Below are 18,026 nucleotides of genomic sequence, written 5' to 3' on the forward strand. Positions count from 1 at the left end.
ATGGATTTTAAATCCAAGATTATTTTAATTTCTGGACCAACTGCTTCTGGAAAATCTACTTTTTCAGTTAAACTTGCTAAAAAAATTAATGGTGAAATCATTAACGCGGATAGTATGCAGGTTTACAAGGAATTAAAAATTTTATCTGCCAGACCTAATCCCAAAGATTATCAAAAAATAAAACACCATCTGTATGGTTTTCATAGTGTTAAAAAAAACTTTTCAACAGGAGATTGGCTTAAAATTTCAATTAAAAAGATTAATGAAATAAAAAAAAGAAAAAGAATACCAATTTTTGTTGGAGGAACAGGATTATATTTTAAAGCTTTAACAGATGGATTAGTAAATATTCCAAATATTCCAATAAGATTTAGAAACAAAGTAAGGGCTATACATAATGATCTAGGCCAAGAGAATTTTTATAAAAAACTTATTAAGCTTGACCCAAACTCAAAAGAAAAAATTAATCCAACTGATGCTCAAAGATCAATCAGAGCTTATGAGGTGAAACAATTTACCAAAAAATCTCTTCATGATTGGTTTCAAAATACAAAATCATATTTTGAAAAAGATGATTTTTTAAAAATCTATATTGACTATCCACGTGAAGAACTTGTACGAAGAATTGTTAAAAGATCCAAAAAAATGATTAAGTTTGGTGCAATTCAAGAAGTTAAAAAATTTATTAAATTAAAAGTTAGAAAAGATAAGAGCGTCAATAAAGCCATCGGCATCAATGAGATCAAAGAATATCTAGAAAGAAAAGATATGACTGATGTTATTGAAAAAATATCAATAAAGACCAGACAATACGCTAAAAGACAAAGCACTTGGGCGCGAGGTAACATGATGAGTTGGCTAAAATTGCACCCTCAGGATTTAAATAAATTTTTAAAAAAAATTAAATAATTCATTCTATAACTTGACCAATCAGTACAACTTCAGCTAGATTGCAAAATGCCAAAATTATATAGTGGAGCAGAAATTGTATTTAAGTGCCTTGAAGAGCAAAAGGTAAGCCATATTTTTGGTTACCCTGGTGGAGCAGTTCTTCCAATTTATGATGAACTTAAAAACCATTCTTCAGTAAAACATATTTTAGTAAGACACGAACAAGGAGCCGGTCATGCAGCAGAGGGTTACGCAAGATCTTCTGGTAAGCCTGGAGTTGTTTTAGTTACCTCTGGACCAGGTGCAACAAATGTTGTTACCGCACTAACAGATGCATACATGGACTCTGTACCATTAGTTTGCATCTCTGGACAAGTACCCACTCATTTAATAGGAACTGATGCATTTCAAGAATGTGATACAACTGGAATTACAAGACCATGCACAAAACATAATTGGTTAGTAAAAAATATTAATGATCTTCAAAGAGTAATGCATGAAGCATTTGAAGTTGCAACGACTGGAAGACCTGGACCTGTACTAGTAGACATTCCAAAAGATATTCAGTTTGCAAAAACTAAATATGTTTCATTAAAAAAAGAAAAAAAAATAGAAATTAAAAATAATAATAGATTTAAGCAAAAAGACATTGATCAATTAATTGAGTTAATGAATAAAGCTTCAAAACCAATTTTTTATACAGGTGGTGGAGTTGTTAACTCTGGACCGAAAGCAAGCGAACTTTTAAGAGAGCTGGTTGCGTTAACTGGCTTTCCAATAACTACAACATTACAAGGATTAGGTTCTTATCCAGGGGATGATAATCAATTTTTAGGAATGCTTGGAATGCATGGAACTTATGAGGCTAATAATGCTATGCATGATTGTGATTTATTAATTAATATTGGTGCTAGATTTGATGATCGTATCACTGGTAAAATTGATGAGTTTTCACCTAAATCAAAAAAAGTACATATTGATATTGATCCTTCATCAATAAATAAGATTATAAAAGTAGACTTAGCAATTGTTGGTGATGTTAAAGATGTTATTAGATCAACAACCAAAACTCTAAAAAAGAAAAATTTAAATTTAGAAAAATCAAATAAACAAAAAATTTCAAAATGGTGGCAGCAAATTCAAAAATGGAGAACGAAGCAATCTCTAAACTTTATTAATAGTGACAAAATAATTAAGCCTCAACATGCTGTTCAAAGACTTTATGAATTAACTAAAAATCAAGATACATTTATCACAACAGAGGTTGGTCAACATCAAATGTGGGCTGCGCAACACTATAAATTCAATAAGCCTAATAGATGGATGACTTCTGGAGGTTTGGGTACTATGGGTTATGGTTTACCTGCTGCAATAGGTGTTCAAGTTGCAAATCCCAAGAAATTAGTAGTTGATATTGCTGGTGAGGCTTCAATTTTAATGACCATGCAAGAGATATCGACTGCAATACAGTACAATTTGCCAATAAAAATATTTATTTTAAATAATCAATATATGGGAATGGTAAGACAGTGGCAGGAATTACTTCATGAAAAAAATTATTCAGAAAGTTATTCTGAGGCATTGCCAGATTTTGTAAAATTAGCTGAAGCTTATGGATGTGTTGGTATAAGAGCCGAACATCCAGATGAATTAGATGAAAAAATTAAGGAAATGATTAGTGTTAATAAACCAGTTATCTTTGATTGTCATGTTGACCAAGCTGAGAATTGTTTTCCAATGATTCCATCAGGAAAACCACATAATCAAATGTTATTAGGTCCAAAAGACCAGGAAGAAAACAAAATTACAGGCAAAGGAAAAGCGTTAGTTTAAATGGTAAAATCAAAATCAGCATACAGCTCGCCAAGCAAACTTAGTAAATTAGAAACACATATAATTGTAGTTTGGGTAGATAATGAAGCAAGTGTCTTATCTAGAGTGGTTGGTCTTTTTTCTGGAAGAGGGTACAACATCGAGTCACTGGCAGTGGCTGAGGTTGACCAAAAAAACAATCTTTCAAGAATTACAATTGTAACAACAGGAACACCCGAGGTAATTGAACAAATTGTTCTACAATTAAAAAAATTAGTTCCAGTTCACAAAGTAGGTAATTTCAAAAGAGAAGATAAAAATATAATTTTTAAAGAAATGGCGTTATTTAAAGTAATTGGAAATTCAGCTAAGATTAAAAAGGCTTTAAATGCTTGTAAAAAATTTAATCCAGTTATATTAGATCAGACAAATAAGTCTGCAGTAATTCAAATAACTGCGTTGAGAAGAGAAATAGATAAAATGACAAAAAATTTAAAATCGCACGGTCTTATAAGTGTCTCAAGAACTGGAGCGGTTGCAATGACTAGAGGCGCTGAAATATTTAACTAATTAATTAAGGAGAAAAAAAATGAAAATGTTTTATGAAAAAGATGCAGATGTTGATCTAATTAAAGGAAAAAAAATTGCAATTTTTGGCTATGGTAGCCAAGGACATGCTCATGCTTTAAACTTAAAAGATAGTGGTGTTAAAGAAATAGTTGTAGCACTTAGAGAAGGATCTTCAAGTGTAGCAAAAGCTGAGTCTAAAGGTTTAAAAGTTATGAATTTATCTGATGCAGCTGCTTGGGCGGATGTAGTGATGATTTTAACACCTGATGAATTACAAGCTGAGATTTACAAAAACCACATTGAACAAAGAGTTAAAGAAGGAACAAGTATCGCATTTGCTCATGGATTAAATGTTCACTATGATTTAATCAAAGCGAGAAAAGATTTAGATGTATTTATGGTTGCCCCAAAAGGTCCTGGTCATTTAGTTAGAAGTGAATATGAAAAAGGTGGTGGAGTACCATGTTTGTTTGCTGTTCATCAAGATGGCTCAGGTAAAGCTAGAGATCTTGCGTTATCATACGCGTCTGCAGTTGGTGGTGGAAGATCTGGAATTATTGAAACTACATTTAAGGACGAAGTTGAAACAGATTTATTTGGAGAGCAAACAGTTTTATGTGGTGGCCTAGTTGAGTTGATTAAAAATGGTTATGAAACTCTAACAGAAGCAGGTTATGAGCCTGAGATGGCTTACTTTGAAACTGTTCATGAAGTTAAATTAATTGTTGATTTAATTTATGAAGGTGGAATTGCAAACATGAACTATTCTATTTCTAATACGGCTGAGTATGGTGAATATGTTTCGGGTCCTAGAATAGTTAATAAAGAAGAAACCAAAAAAAGAATGAAAGAAGTTTTGACTGATATCCAATCAGGAAAATTCACAAAAGAATGGATGGATGAATGTAAAAATGGTCAAAAGAACTTCCTTGCAACTAGAGCAAAATTAGCTGAGCACTCGGTAGAAAAAGTTGGTGCAGAACTAAGAGCTATGATGCCTTGGATTGGTAAAAAGAAATTGGTTGATAGTGATAAAAGTTAATTATTATTTAAAATTTTATCTGTAATAATTTAGTTATTTCACTTATACTTTTCTTAAATAAATTTAAGGAAAAGAGGGAAATAATGAAAATAAAAAATTTTATTAGAGTTTTACTATCTGTAGTTCTAGTATTTGGATTTTCTTCAGCATGGGCTAAAACTATCAAATGGTCAATGCAAGGAGATAGTCTAACTTTAGATCCACACGCACAAAACGAGGGTCCAACCACTCAAGTTTCAAGACAAATTTATGAGGCGCTTGTTCAGAGAGGCTTAGACATGAAAATTGGTCCTGCGTTAGCAAAAAGTTGGAAAACAACTGACCCTAACACATGGGTTTTTACATTAAGAGAAGATGTTAAATTTTCTAATGGATCTAAAATGACTTCTAAAGATGTTGTGTTTAGTGTTTTAAGAGCTAAACAAAGAACATCTGATTTTAAGGAATATATCAGTACAATTTCAGGAGTTGAAGCTGCTGGTGATTATTCAGTTAAAATTACCACTAGTAAGCCTAATCCAATTTTATTAAACCAATTATCTAATATTTTTATAATGTCAAAAGCGTGGTCTGAAAAGAATTTTGCTATGTCCCCACAAAACTGGGATGCTGGACAAGAAACTTATTCTGCGACAAATGCTTTAGGAACTGGACCCTTTAAAATTACTTTGAGGGAACCAAACACCAAAACAGTTTTTAAAAGAAATATGCATTGGTGGGGTGAGATGAAAGATAAAGATGTAACACAAATTGAATTACTTCCGATTAAAAATGCAGCAACAAGAGTTGCAGCATTATTATCTGGAGAAATTGATATAGTTACAGATGCGCCAGTTCAAGATTTAGCAAGAATTGGATCTTCATCTACACACAAAGTTGAAAGTACTGCACAAATGCGTACGATTTTCTTAGGTATGGATCAAGCTGCTGATCAGTTAAGAACTGGTAATACAGGTGACAACCCATTTAAGAAAAAAGAGGTAAGGCAAGCTCTTTATCAAGCAATTGATATTGAAGCGATCAAGAAAAAAGTTATGAGAGGTTTAAGTGAACCAGCAGGAATTATAACTTTTCCAGGTGTAAATGGTTACACCACAGATCTTGATAGAAGATTACCGTACGATGTTGACGCTGCAAAAAAACTATTAGCGGATGCAGGTTATCCAAATGGTTTTGATGTTGAGCTAAGATGTCCAAATGACAGATATGTAAATGATGAAGCAATTTGTACTGCTGTTGTTGGTATGTTTGGTAAAATTGGTGTTAATGTGAATTTATTTGCACAAACTAAAAGTAAACACTTTAAAGAACTAAAAGATGATCAGGGTGATTTCTATATGCTTGGTTGGGGTGTTCCTACTCTAGATAGTCACTATGTATTTCATTATTTATACGAAAGTGGTGCTAGCTGGAACAAAGTTAACTTTAGTAACTCTGAAGTGGATGCTGCTATAAGAGTTATGGAAGGTGAAGTTGATTTAGATAAAAGGAATGCTGCAATAGCTAATGCTTGGAAAATTGTGAAAGATGATATTTCTTATCTTCCTCTTCACCACCAAGTAATTTCTTGGGCATCTAAAAGTGGAGTTAATGTACCTATCAGACCGAATAACGAACCGTTATTCAGAACTGCTAGCTTTAACTAAAAAATTATTACAAGTCCTCTATATTTGCATAGAGGGCTTGTAACTTAAAGATCTTCTCAAATTGATAAAATATTTTTTTAAACGGTTGTTTCAATCTGCTTTGGTTATGCTAGTTGTTGCCTTTGTATCGTTCTCTTTATTTAATTTTGTTGGTGACCCAATAAACAATATGGTTGGTGAAGAAACCTCAGATGAAGAGAGAGCTGAATTAAGAGAAACACTAGGTTTAATGGACCCAATTCCTGTTCAATTTTCAAGATTTGTTGTAAACGCTTCTAAAGGAGAGTTTGGAATTTCTTATCAATTAAGAAGACCAGTATCTGATTTAATTGTTGAAAGGTTACCCGCAACAATTGAGCTTGTAGTAGTTTCAGCTTTAATTGCTCTAATAACCGGAACATTATTAGGAGTTTACACAGGTATCTATAGAGAGGGTTTTTTAAGCGACATTATTCTAGCAGTGTCTTTGCTTGGAGTTTCGCTTCCCACATTTGTAATTGGAATATTATTTATCTATTTATTTTCAGTAATCTTAGGAATTTTACCATCATTTGGTCGAGGTGAGGTAGTAGATCTTGGATTTTGGAGTACAGGATTTTTAACAATCTCAGGATTAAAGGCAATTATACTCCCGTCAGTTACACTAAGTCTATTTCAAATGACTTATATAATCAGACTAGTAAGAGCTGAGATGATGGAGATTTTGCAAACAGATTATATTAAGTTCGCGCGTGCGCGTGGAATTAGTGAAAATAGTATAAAGTATAAACACGCATTAAAAAATGGATTGATCCCAGTAATTACAATTGCTGGAATTAATATAGGAACATTAATTGCATTTTCTATTATTACTGAAACAGTTTTTCAATGGCCAGGGATGGGATTTTTATTTATTCAAGCAGTTCAATTTGTTGATATTCCAATTATGTCTGCCTATTTAGTATTTATTGCTTTTGTTTTTGTAATGATAAATTTTATTGTAGATATTCTATACTATTTTATAGATCCAAGAATTAGAGTTAAAGGAGATGTTTCAAGTGGATAAGACTATAAGTACTTGGGAAAGAATTAAAGATAGTGATATTTATCATAGTTTTATAAAGTCTCCCACTGCAATTATATCATCAGTAATTTTATTTATAATTTTCTTTTGTTCTTTTTTTGTAGAATTTATTACCCCTTATAATCCATTTGATCCTTCATCTCTATCACTGATGGAAGCTTTTACTCCACCATCTTGGACCGAGGATGGTCTTGCAAAATTTATTTTAGGAACCGATGGTCAGGGTAGAGATATGTTATCAACAATTCTTTATGGCTCTAGAATTTCTTTAATTGTTGGTTTTTCAGCAATCATATTTAGTTTGATACTTGGTGTTGGGCTAGGATTAACAGCAGGATATTTTGGTGGTAAATATGAAATGGTAATAATGAGATTAACGGATGTTCAACTTACGGTGCCAAGTATTTTAATGGCACTTTTAGTTGATGGAATTGCAAGGGGATTGATTACAAGAGAGATGCATGATGAGATGGCAATTTATGTTTTAATCTTTGCAATTGGAATTTCAGAGTGGCCTCAGTTTGCAAGAGTTTCAAGAGCAGCAACTTTGGTAGAAAAAAACAAAGATTATGTTTCAGCTTCAACTATAATTGGAGTTTCAAATTTAATTATTATGTTTAAACATATTTTACCAAATATTTTAAGACCAGTATTAGTTATAGGAACTATTGGTCTTGCACTTGCAATCATAGCTGAGTCAACTTTAAGTTTTTTAGGTGTGGGTGTTCCTCCAACAACTCCATCTTTAGGAACACTAATAAGATTAGGAAATGATTTTTTATTTTCTGGTGAATGGTGGATTACTTTTTTTCCAGCAATATTTTTAGTAATTTTAGCTTTCTCAATTAATCTTTTAGGTGATTGGATGAGAGACACTTTAAACCCAAGGTTAAAAAAATGAGTTTCTTAAAGATAAAGAATTTGAGCGTAGATTATCCAATGAGAAAGGAAACGGTTTATGCCGCCAAAGATGTAAATATTGAGGTTAATAAAGGAGAAATACTTGGATTAGTAGGAGAGTTTGGATCAGGCAAAAGTACTGTCGGAAATGCAATTATTAATTTGATTGATGCACCTGGCAAAGTGTCAAGCGGGTCAGTAATGTTAGGTGATTTCAATATTCATGAAGATCCAAAAAATATTGTAAAATATAGAGGTAAAAAAATTGGACTTATATTTCAAGATCCTCAAACCTCTTTAAATCCAATATTAACAATTGGTGAACAATTAATAGAAACGATCCAAACACATCTTGATTTAACAAAAGAAGAAGCAAAAATTAAATCAATCAATTTATTGAAAGAAGTTGGAATTAAGGATGCGGATACAAGATTTAATAATTATCCCCATCAGTTTTCAGGAGGAATGAGGCAAAGAGTAGTTATTTCACTTGCATTATGTTGTGAGCCAGAACTTTTAATTGCAGATGAACCCACTACAGCTTTAGATGTTTCAATTCAATCCCAAATTCTTGATTTAATTAAAAGATTAACAAAAGAAAGAAATCTTGCAGTAATTTTAATTACACACGACATGGGAGTAATTGCTGAGACAGTAGATAGGGTAGCTGTGATGAAAAATGGGAATTTAGTTGAAATTGGTGAAACAAAAGAAATTTTAACAAAACCAAAAGAGACATATACAAAAAGTTTAATTAGTTCAGTACCCCCCACCAATAAAAAAATTTCAAGATTTGTTATAATTGAAAAAGAAAACAAAAATAACCAATATAGTAATATTAAAATTTTAAACAGATGGAATAAAAAAGAAATTATAGAACAAGATTTAGTTAAAATTGAGAATCTTAGTAAAAGTTTTGATGATAACTTTTTTACAGAAAGTTCTAAAAATTCAGTAATGGCTGTAGATAATGTTTCATTTGAAATTAAAGAAGGTGAGTCCTTTGGTTTAGTTGGTGAAAGTGGAAGTGGAAAATCTACAATTGCTAAAATGATTGTAAATTTATTTAAATCATCTGCTGGAGATATTTTTTTTGATAATGTTTGTATTACAAAAATTAAGACTAGATCAGAAATGATGAAATTTAGAAAACAAATTCAAATGATTTTTCAAGATCCATATTCTTCTTTAAATGGAAGGTTGAAGGTTAAGGATATAATCTCAGAGCCAATTAAACTTCACAATCCCTTGATATCAAGTACTGATTTAAATAATTATATTTATGATTTATTAGAGTCTGTAGAACTTTCGCAGAAATCTGCAGATCGTTATCCACATGAATTTTCTGGAGGTCAAAGACAAAGAATTTCTATTGCAAGAGCATTAGCCACCCAACCGAGACTTCTTGTGTGTGATGAGCCAACCTCTGCTTTAGATGTTAGTATTCAAGCACAAATTTTAAACTTGTTAAAAGATCTTCAAGAACAATTAAATTTAACCATTTTATTTATTAGCCATGATTTACCAGTAGTTAGACAAATGTGTGATAGAATTGGAGTATTAAAAGACGGTAAATTGTGTGAGGTAGCTAAAACAGAGGAACTTTTTTTGAAGCCCAAACAAGATTACACAAAAAAACTTTTACACTTAATGCCTAAAATTGAGTCTATTTATAATTAGTTTTAGGTGGCCTAAAATGAGCTAATATTAAGAGTAATTTAAGTTATTATTTTGCATTCTCTCTTATAGATTGTATTATACATTTTCAAAAAAATTTTGTTATGAGCGACAAAGATAAAGTATTTATATTTGATACTACTATGCGTGATGGTGAGCAATCACCAGGTGCGTCTATGAGTTTAGAGGAAAAAATTCAAATTTCTAGAATTTTTGATGAGCTTGGCATTGATATCATTGAAGCTGGCTTTCCAATAGCATCGCCCGGTGATTTTGAAGCTGTAAAAGCAATAAGTAAAATTGTAAAAAACTCAATTCCTTGTGGATTATCGAGAGCTAGTAAAAAAGATATTGATGCGTGCCACGAAGCGTTAAAAGCAGCTCCAAGATTCAGAATTCATACTTTTATTTCAACAAGTCCGTTACACATGAAACATAAGTTGAATAAAACTCCAGAACAAGTTTTGGAAGCCATTAAAGAAAGTGTGACCTATGCAAGAAATTTAACTGATGATGTTGAATGGTCATGTGAAGATGGCACAAGAACTGATATGGATTTTATGTGTAAAATAGTTGAGCTTGCAATAAGTAGTGGTGCTAAAACAATTAATATTCCAGATACAGTTGGTTATACAATTCCATCAGAGTTTACAAAAATTATTTCAATATTAAAAAATAAAGTTCCAAATATTGATAAAGCAATTCTATCTGTTCATTGTCACAATGATCTAGGATTAGCAGTAGCAAATTCTTTGGCTGGTGTTGAGGCAGGGGCTAGACAAGTAGAATGTACAATAAATGGAATCGGTGAGAGAGCGGGTAACGCAGCTCTTGAAGAAATAGTTATGGCTATTAGAACAAGAAATGATCTGATGCCATACTCAACTGGAATAAAAACTGAATTATTAAGCAAAGCTTCAAAAATAGTTTCGAATGCAACCTTCCCAGTTCAATTTAACAAAGCGATTGTTGGAAAAAATGCATTTGCTCATGAGGCGGGTATTCACCAAGATGGAATGCTAAAGAATAGAGAAACTTATGAAATTATGACACCAGAAAGTGTAGGTGTTAAAAAAACATCTTTAGTGATGGGCAAGCATTCTGGAAGACATGCTTTTAAAGAAAAACTTAATGATCTTGGTTATGCTGATGTAACTGATGATGTGATTCAAACTGCTTTTGGAAAATTCAAAGTTTTAGCAGATAAAAAGAAACATGTTTATGACGATGATATAATGGCATTGGTCGATGATAGTCTTATTACTGATAACCAGATAAATGCAATTAATTTAAAATCTTTGAAAGTTTTTGCAGGAACAGGTGAACCTCAAAGAGCTGAAATGACTTTGGATGTTTATGGTGAAGTTAAAAAAACCTCAGAAACGGGTGATGGTCCTGTTGATGCAATATTTAAATGTATAAAAGTTTTGTACCCTCATGACGTAAAATTACAATTGTATCAAGTTCATGCAGTAACAGAGGGAACGGATGCTCAAGCAACAGTAAGTGTTAGAATTGAAGAAAAAGGAAAAACAACAGTTGGGCAAGCAGCAGATACAGACACATTAGTTGCATCTGCCAACGCATATTTAAGCGCATTAAATAAAATGATTATTAAACGAGATAAAACAGCTCCAATGGAGCAAGAAAATGAAAAAGTGAGAGGTATATAAAATGGGACTATTCGATAGAGTTAAAAAAATTTGGAGTCAAGATATGGCAATTGATCTTGGAACTGCTAACACATTAGTTGTTTTAAAAGGTCAAGGGGTAGTTTTAAATGAACCCTCTGTTGTTGCGATAGTCGATCAAAATGGAAAAAAAAATGTATTGGCAGTTGGTGATGAAGCAAAAACAATGCTTGGAAGAACACCTGGAAATATAAGTGCAATCAGACCTTTAAGAGACGGTGTAATCGCTGATTTTATCGTTACTGAAGAAATGATAAAACATTTTATTAAAAAAGTTCATAAGGGAAGTACATTTGCAAATCCAAGAATTTTAATTTGTGTTCCAACAGGCTCAACACCGGTTGAAAGAAAAGCAATTCAAGATAGTGCACTTGCTGCAGGTGCCAGAAGAGTTCAATTAATTGAAGAACCTATCGCTGCTGCTATTGGTGCTGGACTCCCAATTTCTGAGGCAACAGGTTCTATGGTTGTAGATATAGGTGGTGGAACAAGTGAGATAGCTGTTATGTCTTTAGGTGGGTTGGTTTACTCTAAATCTTTAAGAGTCGCTGGTGACGCTATGGATACTGCAATTGTTAATTACATGCGAAAAGAATACAATCTTTTAATTGGAGATGGCACCGCTGAAAAAATTAAAAAAGAAATGGGTACTGCATTAGCGTCAGGTAAAAATACATACCCAGTTAAAGGTAGAGATCTTAGATCTGGTACACCAAAAGAAGTAAATATTACAGAAGAAGATACTGCAGAAGCATTAAATGACATAATGAAAGAAATGATTAATGCTATTAAACAAGCCTTGGAAAATACACCTCCGGAATTATCTGCTGACTTAGTTGATATGGGATTAACATTAACAGGTGGTGGAGCACTATTGAAAAATATTGATAAAAGGTTTGCAAAAGAAACAGGTTTACCAGTCCATGTTGCGGATGATCCATTATCTTGTGTTGCAGTTGGTACTGGAAAAGCGTTAGATCAAGAAGAAACATTTTCCACCATGTTATCTGAATATTAAGATCTATGGCTTCAAGCAGAGATGATTTTGTAATTGCAATTAGATCTGCTTTTTTAAAAAAAAGTTATCAGCAAAAATTTTCATTACTAACTTATATATTTTTATCCTTTGTTATAATAATATTAGGAAGTTTAAATTTTAAAGCTGTTCAATATATAAAAATAGGTATTAATGAAGTTGTTTATCGCTCATCTTTTATTGCCTCTTCTCCAGAAAATTATTTTAAAGATGTTAAAATTAAAATAGAGGAACATTTTAACTTTTATAATCAGTATAAAAAAAATGAAATTGAATTAAAAAAATTAAAGGAAAATAAACTATCTAACGATTTTTTAGTTTTAGAAAATAATAAATTAAGAGAACTAATTAACGAAACAGTACAGTCAGAAGATGTGTATGCGAAGGTTTTAGTCGACAAAGACAGTCCTTATTTAAAATCAATTATTTTAAACAAAGGTTCAAAAGACAATGTCAAAATTGGTATGGCAATTGTAGATGGTATCTATTTAGTGGGTAAAATAATTGAAGTAAATTACACCAATTCTAGAGCGTTACTCTTATCTGATTTAAATAGTAAAATTCCAGTTTTATTAGAACCAATAGATATTCATGCTGTGGTTTCTGGAACAGGAAAAAATCATGGTGTCATTGAATACACTAAAGATGAATATAATCAAAAAATAGATGGCAAAGAAATGATTGTTTATACCTCTGGATATGGTGGTTTATTTAAATCAGGCTTACCAGTAGGCAAAATATTCTCTGATAATATAAATAAAGAAAATAAAGTAAATTTTTTTTCTGATTTTAGACAATTAGATTATGTAAAAATCGTTTCTTATGACATCGGGAGCGGTAATTAATGTCGTCACTTAATAAATATAATCTCACAAAATCATTATTATTTTATCTTCCTGTATTTTTTTTATTTTTATCTGTATTAAATAAAATTGATTTTAATTACTTAGAAGTAAAATATTTTTCATTAAACATAGCTCATATTTTAATATTTTATTGGACATTGAAAAATCCAAGATATTTAAATTATGGGTCAATATTTCTAGCAGGTTTAGTTAATGATGTAGTGGTTGGTTTACCGGTAGGTATTAGCAGTTTTTGTTATCTGTTAATCTGTGCAGTAACAGCATATTTGAGAAATATTACCATTACACCAAAATTTATAAATGATTGGATATCATTATTATTTACCATTTCATTAGTTAACTCTATCCAAATTATAACTTTAGATTTTATATTCTCAATTGAAGTAAACTATTTAAGGTACATGATAAATTCAGGTTTCACTTTTATTTTTTATCCAATCTTTTTGTTTTTATTTAGTATTTTAGAAAAAAAAATCACAATTCAGAAAAATGATTAAAACAAATTTTGGTATAAGAAAATCAGATATTATAAATCGACGAATGTTTATAATTGGTGCAGCTAAGTTGATTATCTTTAGTGGATTAATTGCTCGTTTATTTTCATTGCAAATTAATGATAACAAAAAATATTTAACACTATCTGACAAAAATAGAATTAGAGAGTGGAAACTGCCTCCTACACGAGGAAATATAATTGATTATTTTGGAAATATAATTGCTGGAAATTTAAAAGTATATCAATTGCACATTATTCCTGAGCAGGTTGAAAATTTTAATTATCTTCTTTCAAGATTAAAAGTAATTTTAAACTTAAGTTCAAAAAAAATTGAAAAAATAAAAAAAAAAGAAAACAATTGAAGCCATGGGAAAGTTTAATTATTTCAGAAAATTTAAGTTGGGACGAATTTTCAAAAATTAACTATTATCTATATGAATTGGCAGGAGTAAAACCTGTCATGACTATTTCAAGAGATTATCCGTTTGACGACATTTATACCCATGTATTAGGGTATGTAAGTCAACCTGATGAAGATGATATTTTAGCAAATAAAGTGATTCAAGAAAAATTTGTTCCAGGAATAAAGATTGGAAAGTTGGGATTAGAAAAAACTTTAGAAAATGATTTAATTGGTGTGAATGGTATACAAAGATATGAGGTCAATGCTTATGGTAAAAGAATAAATCATCTTGAGTATCAAAAAGGTAAACCAGGCTCAAAAATAAGGATTACAATCGATACAGAAGTGCAAAAATTATCTGCTAAATTATTGGCTGGTAAAGCTGGTTCAATAAGTGTGATGGATATTTATACAGGTGAAGTAATTGCGATGTATTCATCTCCCTCATACAACCCAAATTCTTTTTTATTTGGCATTAGTCAAGATGAGTGGCAATTGATTAGAAACAACCCATTAAAGCCATTAATTAACAAAACTATTTCAGGACTTTATTCACCAGGCTCAACTATCAAACCAATTGTTGCTTTATCAGCTTTAGAAAATGGAATAATCGACACTAAATTTAAGGTTAATTGTAAAGGTAAAATGGAATTATATGGCCAAACTTTTCACTGTTGGAAAGAAAGAGGTCATGGTTATGTTTCCTTAAAAAATGCTATGAAACAATCATGTGATACCTATTTTTATGAAGTAGCAAGAAAACTTGGTGTAGATCGATTAAAAATTACTGCTGATAAATTTGGTTTAGGAAAAAAAGTTTTAGGAGAATATTTTGAAAATGAAAAAACAGGTCAGTTCCCTGATACAAAATGGAAAATAAATAATCTTAGTAAAGGTTGGGTATTAGGTGAAACTTTAATCACTGGTATTGGTCAAGGATATACTCAAACAACTCCTATTCAACTTTGCTTAATGACAGCTCAAATTGCCAATGGTGGTTATAAAATTAAGCCTAAAATTTTAACTGACGATAATCAACTAACATCTGAACAAGTTAAAAAAGATATGCAGGATAGTAAACTGAATAATTCTTATGATCCATTATATGATAATCAAAAAAATATTAAGATTATTCAAGAGGCAATGTTTAGTTCAACCAATGAATTAAGAGGAACTTCGTACAAGTCGCGAATAGAAGATCCAAAATATCAATTTGCAGGTAAAACTGGAACTGCTCAGGTTAAGTCAATAAGTAAAAGAGAGCGAGAGCTTGATCTTAAAACTTTTCAAATACCATATGAAGAGAGGGATCACGCTTTATATGTTGCTTTTGGTCCATATAAAAATCCAAGATATGCAGTTAGTATTATTGTAGAGCATGGTGGGTCAGGAAGTTCAGCTGCAGCACCAATAGCAAAAGAATTATTTAAATTAATAGTTGATCGTCATGAATATAGAAAAAAACTTCCAGACTACAAAGAGTTTAATATTTAAATGTACCAGTATAAACGATTAAATTCAGATCAAAATTTTTTTCAAAAAATTAAAAATTTAGATTTTATTTTATTGTTTTGTATAATTATCTTATCAGCATTAAGTGTTTTTATAATGTATTCTACTGATGGGGGTGAATTTCTTTACCATACAAAAAGTCATTTAATAAAATTAATAGTTTTTTTTATTCTGATGTTAGTGATTTCTTTTTTTAATATTAAGTTTTGGCATCTATGTTCTTATTTTTTATATGTAGCAATCATTTTGTTACTTATTTGGGTTTCTTTATATGGGGTAAAAGTATCAGGATCACAAAGGTGGATTAATTTATATTTTTTAGTTTTACAACCATCAGAATTAATGAAAATAGGAATTATTTTATGCCTTGCAAAATATTATCATCGTGTGAGCATTGAAAAAGTAAATTCATTCACTAGTATCTCTGTTTCACTGGCTATAATTGTAATACCAATAATGTTTGTATTATCTCAGCCTGATTTAGGAACATCTATATTAATAGCAACTAGTGGGCTAATCGTAATATGGTTGGGTGGTGTAAAAATAAAGTACTTTGTTGTGTCATTTGTAGCTTTTTTGATTTCATTACCATTCATAATTACTTATTTAGAGCCTTATCAAAAACTAAGAATTTTAACTTTTCTAGATCCTGATCGAGATCCATTAGGAGCTGGTTATCAAATTATCCAATCTAAAATTGCTATAGGTTCTGGGGGATTCTCAGGAAAAGGTTTTCTGCAAGGTACCCAAAGTTATTTAGAATTTCTTCCAGAAAAACACACAGACTTTATTTTTACTTTATTTTCAGAAGAATTTGGTTTTATAGGCTCGTTAGGGCTTTTATTGCTATACACAATTATTATTCTGAGAATAATTCAAATAGGTGCCATCTCAAAAAATAGTTTTGCAAGACTGTTTTGTTTTGGTTTTGCATTTGCTATTTTTATTTATATTACTGTCAATTTATCAATGGTGCTAGGGCTGCTGCCTATAGTTGGCTCACCTCTACCAATAATGTCATATGGGGGATCTTCAATGCTTGCAACAATGATTGGTTTTGGCATCGTAATGAGTGCTAAAGTTCATAGCCAACAAACTATAGCTTAAAAAATTCTAATATAAATAAAGTATAATTTGTCACTACCAAATATTAAAATTTGATTATAAAAAGCATTTGTGGAAAAAAATATTAAAGTTGGAATCGTAGGCGCAGGAATACAAGGTGTATCAAATGCTTTGTTTCTACAAAAAAAAGGTTTTGACGTAACTATTTTTGACAGAGACAATCCTGGTACTCAAGCCGCCTCCTATGGAAACGCAGGACATTTTTCACCTTATGCTTCAGTTCCTTTAAATCGCCCAGATGTTTTAGCAGATGTACCTTCAATGTTATTAAGTTCATCAGGACCTTTAGCTTTGAAATGGAACTATGTACCAAAGATGATTCCATGGTTTTTAAAATTCATAATGAATTCTACAACAAAAAATATGATGCACACTGCTAAAAATATGCATCAAATTTTAGATTTAGCATTACCTGCTTATGATGAGCTATTTGATGAAATTGATTTAGAGGGTTTAGTTGAAAATAAAGGAATTCTATATATTTGGAATGATCAAGATCTAAAAAGCAGAGAATTAGAAATTAAGATAAGAGACGAGCTAGGTGTTGAGCAGCAATTAGTTAATAAATCTGAAATTCATGATCTTGAACCACACATTAAACCTTTTTATCACGCAGGTGTTTATTATCCGTATGCAAGACATGCAAGAAATCCAAGAAAGATCCTTTTAAAACTTTTTGATCTATTCTTAAAGAAAGGTGGAAAATTTAATAAGGTAAATATTAAAGATATTAATTTTGATGGAGAAAAACCAGTTTTTAAAACTGAAAATCAAAGTTTTATTTTTAATAAAGTGATAATTGCTTGTGGTGCTTTTTCTAAAAAGTTAACAGATAATTTAGGTGAAAGAATACCTCTAGATACTGAAAGAGGTTATCATGTTCACTTTAAAGGCTGTGATCATTTATTAAATAGACCAGTTATTTTTTCAAATAGAGGTTTTGGAATTACTCCAATGGAACAAGGTTTAAGAGTAGTTGGAACTGTTGAATTTGGTGGATTAGATAATCCGATATCAAAATCTAGAGTTAAAAACTTAATTAATAATGCTAAATATATGCTTGGAGATTTACCTGAACATGAAGATGAGTGGTTAGGGTTTAGACCTTCATTACCAGATTTCCTTCCAGTTATGGGTCCATCAAAAAATCATAAAAATGTTTTTTATTGTTTTGGGCACCATCATTTAGGTTGGACATTAGGGCCGATTTCTGGAAAGATTGTTTCTGGAATGATCGCAAATGAAAATACAAATTTAAATTTAGATCCTTATAGCTCATTAAGATTTAGTTAATTT

14 protein-coding genes and 1 pseudogene are annotated in these 18,026 nt (G+C 31.0%); all 15 read left to right on the top strand.

What is annotated here, in order from left to right; genetic code table 11:
• Positions 1–909, top strand: a complete 909-nt coding sequence (gene miaA, locus ACIJYH_RS01260; RefSeq protein WP_435163390.1) for a tRNA (adenosine(37)-N6)-dimethylallyltransferase MiaA — start codon at positions 1–3, stop codon at positions 907–909.
• Between the two features lie 48 nt (positions 910–957).
• A complete protein-coding gene (locus ACIJYH_RS01265) occupies positions 958–2,724 on the top strand; it encodes an acetolactate synthase 3 large subunit (RefSeq protein ID WP_435163392.1) in 1,767 nt (588 codons plus the stop codon).
• Positions 2,725–3,273, top strand: a complete 549-nt coding sequence (gene ilvN / locus ACIJYH_RS01270; protein WP_435163394.1) for an acetolactate synthase small subunit — start codon at positions 2,725–2,727, stop codon at positions 3,271–3,273. It abuts the gene before it with no gap.
• Between the two features lie 19 nt (positions 3,274–3,292).
• Positions 3,293–4,315: a ketol-acid reductoisomerase gene (gene ilvC, locus ACIJYH_RS01275; protein WP_435097572.1), complete on the top strand. Its 1,023-nt coding sequence runs from the start codon at positions 3,293–3,295 to the stop codon at positions 4,313–4,315.
• 83 nt (positions 4,316–4,398) lie between these two features.
• Positions 4,399–5,961 (top strand): ABC transporter substrate-binding protein, encoded by a 1,563-nt coding sequence (locus tag ACIJYH_RS01280; RefSeq protein ID WP_435163396.1) that lies wholly within the window; start codon positions 4,399–4,401, stop codon positions 5,959–5,961.
• 61 nt (positions 5,962–6,022) lie between these two features.
• On the top strand, positions 6,023–7,006 hold the full coding sequence (locus ACIJYH_RS01285; protein WP_435163398.1) for an ABC transporter permease: 984 nt from the start codon (positions 6,023–6,025) through the stop codon (positions 7,004–7,006).
• Entirely contained in the window at positions 6,990–7,925 is a 936-nt protein-coding gene (locus ACIJYH_RS01290; protein ID WP_435163400.1) for an ABC transporter permease, read from the top strand. The genes ACIJYH_RS01285 and ACIJYH_RS01290 overlap by 17 nt, the downstream gene beginning before the upstream one ends.
• The gene (locus ACIJYH_RS01295) at positions 7,922–9,604 is read left to right on the top strand and encodes a dipeptide ABC transporter ATP-binding protein (RefSeq protein ID WP_435163401.1); all 1,683 of its coding nucleotides are present in this window, start codon (positions 7,922–7,924) and stop codon (positions 9,602–9,604) included. Before ACIJYH_RS01290 ends, ACIJYH_RS01295 begins: the two co-directional genes overlap by 4 nt.
• Before the next feature lie 101 nt (positions 9,605–9,705).
• A complete protein-coding gene (locus ACIJYH_RS01300) occupies positions 9,706–11,274 on the top strand; it encodes a 2-isopropylmalate synthase (RefSeq protein ID WP_435163403.1) in 1,569 nt (522 codons plus the stop codon).
• Position 11,275: 1 nt separating this feature from the next.
• Positions 11,276–12,310 (top strand): rod shape-determining protein, encoded by a 1,035-nt coding sequence (locus ACIJYH_RS01305; protein WP_435097589.1) that lies wholly within the window; start codon positions 11,276–11,278, stop codon positions 12,308–12,310.
• 5 nt (positions 12,311–12,315) lie between these two features.
• Positions 12,316–13,173: a rod shape-determining protein MreC gene (gene mreC / locus ACIJYH_RS01310; RefSeq protein WP_435163405.1), complete on the top strand. Its 858-nt coding sequence runs from the start codon at positions 12,316–12,318 to the stop codon at positions 13,171–13,173.
• Positions 13,173–13,691 carry a rod shape-determining protein MreD gene (locus ACIJYH_RS01315; RefSeq protein WP_435163407.1) on the top strand — a complete coding sequence of 173 codons (519 nt, stop codon included), beginning with the start codon at positions 13,173–13,175 and terminating at the stop codon, positions 13,689–13,691. Before mreC ends, ACIJYH_RS01315 begins: the two co-directional genes overlap by 1 nt.
• A 43-nt stretch (positions 13,692–13,734) precedes the next feature.
• A pseudogene (gene mrdA / locus ACIJYH_RS01320) lies at positions 13,735–15,587 on the top strand (penicillin-binding protein 2).
• Entirely contained in the window at positions 15,588–16,712 is a 1,125-nt protein-coding gene (rodA, locus tag ACIJYH_RS01325) for a rod shape-determining protein RodA (RefSeq protein WP_435163409.1), read from the top strand.
• 69 nt (positions 16,713–16,781) lie between these two features.
• On the top strand, positions 16,782–18,023 hold the full coding sequence (locus ACIJYH_RS01330; RefSeq protein ID WP_435163411.1) for an NAD(P)/FAD-dependent oxidoreductase: 1,242 nt from the start codon (positions 16,782–16,784) through the stop codon (positions 18,021–18,023).
• The last annotated feature ends 3 nt before the right edge of the window (positions 18,024–18,026 follow it).

Source organism: Candidatus Pelagibacter bacterium nBUS_25 (genome assembly GCF_051200975.1).
GTDB lineage: Bacteria > Pseudomonadota > Alphaproteobacteria > Pelagibacterales > Pelagibacteraceae > Pelagibacter.

What these genes read in the sequence shown, in the direction of transcription:
- ACIJYH_RS01300 (WP_435163403.1), top strand. Translation starts at nt 9,706, where the DNA reads ATGAGCGACAAAGATAAAGTATTTATATTTGATACTACTATGCGTGAT.
- ilvN (WP_435163394.1), top strand. Translation starts at nt 2,725, where the DNA reads ATGGTAAAATCAAAATCAGCATACAGCTCGCCAAGCAAACTTAGTAAA.
- ACIJYH_RS01305 (WP_435097589.1), top strand. Translation starts at nt 11,276, where the DNA reads ATGGGACTATTCGATAGAGTTAAAAAAATTTGGAGTCAAGATATGGCA.
- rodA (WP_435163409.1), top strand. Translation starts at nt 15,588, where the DNA reads ATGTACCAGTATAAACGATTAAATTCAGATCAAAATTTTTTTCAAAAA.
- miaA (WP_435163390.1), top strand. Translation starts at nt 1, where the DNA reads ATGGATTTTAAATCCAAGATTATTTTAATTTCTGGACCAACTGCTTCT.
- ACIJYH_RS01295 (WP_435163401.1), top strand. Translation starts at nt 7,922, where the DNA reads ATGAGTTTCTTAAAGATAAAGAATTTGAGCGTAGATTATCCAATGAGA.
- ACIJYH_RS01290 (WP_435163400.1), top strand. Translation starts at nt 6,990, where the DNA reads ATGTTTCAAGTGGATAAGACTATAAGTACTTGGGAAAGAATTAAAGAT.
- ACIJYH_RS01315 (WP_435163407.1), top strand. Translation starts at nt 13,173, where the DNA reads ATGTCGTCACTTAATAAATATAATCTCACAAAATCATTATTATTTTAT.
- ACIJYH_RS01280 (WP_435163396.1), top strand. Translation starts at nt 4,399, where the DNA reads ATGAAAATAAAAAATTTTATTAGAGTTTTACTATCTGTAGTTCTAGTA.
- ACIJYH_RS01265 (WP_435163392.1), top strand. Translation starts at nt 958, where the DNA reads ATGCCAAAATTATATAGTGGAGCAGAAATTGTATTTAAGTGCCTTGAA.
- mreC (WP_435163405.1), top strand. Translation starts at nt 12,316, where the DNA reads ATGGCTTCAAGCAGAGATGATTTTGTAATTGCAATTAGATCTGCTTTT.
- ilvC (WP_435097572.1), top strand. Translation starts at nt 3,293, where the DNA reads ATGAAAATGTTTTATGAAAAAGATGCAGATGTTGATCTAATTAAAGGA.